This is a genomic window from Luteibacter sp. P4_D7_3 (assembly GCF_056401735.1).
Genome location: NZ_JBFUIT010000478.1, coordinates 1 through 2133 on the forward strand (window position 1 = coordinate 1; position 2133 = coordinate 2133).

The window sequence follows — 2133 nt, forward strand, 5'->3', positions numbered from 1 at the left end:
TGAAGCTGATCGAGGACATCGGCTTCGACCAGAGCTTCTCTTTCATCTTCTCGTCCCGCCCCGGCACGCCGGCGGCGAACCTTCCGGACGAGACACCGACCGTGGTGAAGCAAGCGCGCCTGTCGCGCCTGCAGGCGGCGATCAACGAGAACGCCCGCAAGATCAACGAAGCCATGGTTGGCAGCGTGCAGCGCGTGCTGGTCGAAAAGCCCAGCCRCAGGGACCCTAACGAACTGTCGGGTCGCACCGAGAACATGCGTTTCGTGAACTTTCCGGGCCACCCCCGGATGATCGGCCAATTCGTCGACGTGGTGATCACCGAGGCGATGTCCAACTCCCTCCGCGGTCGCATCCGCCTTGACGAAGAGGTCGCGCTCGCCTCGTGAATGCCATGAGCCAGCTTATCCAGCGCGACTTCTCGCTCGAACCCGAAGACAACGTCCGGCTAGCCAACCTGTGTGGACCGCTCGACGAGCACATCCGCCAGATCGAGCTGCGCCTGGGCGTGGAAATCGACCATCGCGGCGCCACCTTCCGCGTCATTGGCGACGAGCTCACCGCCCGCGCCGGCGAGAAGGTGCTGCGTGCGTTGTACGCGGCGGCCGAGCACGAAACGCTCAACGGCGCGGTCATCAACCTGCACCTGGCCGAGTCCGGTATCGACGCGCTTGCCGACCAGGCCGCCGAATCGGCGCAGGAAGTGGTGATCAAGGTGAAGCGCGGCGTGATCAAGGGCCGCGGTCCCAACCAGGCCCGTTACCTGCACGCCATCACCAGCCACGACATCAACTTCGGCGTCGGCCCGGCCGGTACCGGCAAGACCTACCTCGCCGTGGCCAGCGCCATCGAGGCGCTCGAGAACAACCGCGTGCAGCGCGTGCTACTGGTGCGTCCCGCGGTGGAAGCCGGCGAAAAACTCGGCTTCCTGCCGGGCGACCTCAGCCAGAAGATCGACCCCTACCTGCGCCCGCTGTACGACGCGCTGTATGAGATGGTCGGCTTCGAGAAGGTGGCCAAGCTGATCGAGCGCAACGTGATCGAGATCGCGCCGCTCGCCTACATGCGCGGCCGCACCCTCAACGATTCGTACGTGATCCTCGACGARGCGCAGAACACCACGGYCGAGCAGATGAAGATGTTCCTGACCCGCATCGGCTTCGGCTCGGTCGCGGTCATCACAGGCGACGTCTCCCAGGTGGATCTGCCGCGCAACATCCGCTCCGGCCTGCGCCATGCGATCGAAGTGCTGCGTGGTGTCGACGGCATCAGCTTTACCTTCTTCACCTCGCGCGACGTGGTGCGCCATCCGCTCGTGGCCAAGATCGTCCGTGCCTACGAGGCCTTCGAACAGAAGGACGAAGCGCGTTGAGCAAGCTCGATGTCGCCGTAGGCTATGCCGCGCCGCGCAAGGGCGTGCCGGCCTCGGCCAGTTTCCGCCGATGGATCGAAGCCGCTTTGAAGGGAGCGCGTCGCCGCAAGGCCAGCGAGGTGTCGATCCGCATCGTGGATATCGAGGAAGGCCAGGCGCTGAACCTGCAGTACCGCGGCCGTGACTACGCCACCAACGTGCTCTCCTTCCCGGTGGAGCTCCCGCCGGGCGTGGATCTGCCCCTCATCGGCGACCTGGTGATCTGTGCGCCCGTCGTGGCCCGCGAGGCCGCGGAACAGGGCAAGAAGCCCGCCGACCACTGGGCCCACCTGACCATCCACGGCACGCTGCACTTGCTTGGCTACGACCACATCGACGAGGCCGAAGCCGAGGCGATGGAGGCTTTGGAGACCAGGATTCTGGCCGGCCTGGGCATCGCAGATCCGTATATCGAAGCCTCCCCCGCTCGGTAGGAGCCGATTCATCGGCGATAGGGTGCTCGCGGAAACCTGGCCCGCTGGCGCGGGATCGCCGATGAATCGGCTCCTACCAAGCCGCCTTCCCCTGAACCGTCACAAGATTTCCGTTAGACTCCTCATTCCGCCCATTCGGGCCGAATATCAAAGAGTAATGAACGAGGACCCTGGCAGTACCAACGGCCCAACTCACCGATCCTGGTGGGACCGTCTGGGCCACATGTTTTCCGGCGAGCCCCGCAACCGCGACGAACTGATCGCAGAACTGCGTACCGCCCAGGCCAATGG

The 2133-nt window shown here is 64.9% G+C and carries 3 protein-coding genes and 1 pseudogene; all 4 read left to right on the forward strand.

The genetic code is table 11. From position 1 onward, the window contains the following. Window positions 1–386 (forward strand): TRAM domain-containing protein (locus AC1DSN_RS21720; RefSeq protein WP_477332839.1); only part of this gene is annotated, 386 nt, incomplete at its 5' end. A 5-nt stretch (window positions 387–391) separates the two neighbouring features. Continuing rightward, a complete protein-coding gene (locus tag AC1DSN_RS21725; RefSeq protein ID WP_477332841.1) occupies window positions 392–1369 on the forward strand; it encodes a PhoH family protein in 978 nt (325 codons plus the stop codon). Continuing rightward, window positions 1366–1842 carry an rRNA maturation RNase YbeY gene (gene ybeY / locus AC1DSN_RS21730; protein ID WP_477295903.1) on the forward strand — a complete coding sequence of 159 codons (477 nt, stop codon included), beginning with the start codon at window positions 1366–1368 and terminating at the stop codon, window positions 1840–1842. The genes AC1DSN_RS21725 and ybeY overlap by 4 nt, the downstream gene beginning before the upstream one ends. Window positions 1843–1999: 157 nt before the next feature. Next, window positions 2000–2133, forward strand: a pseudogene (locus AC1DSN_RS21735) (magnesium/cobalt efflux protein); the annotation flags it as partial.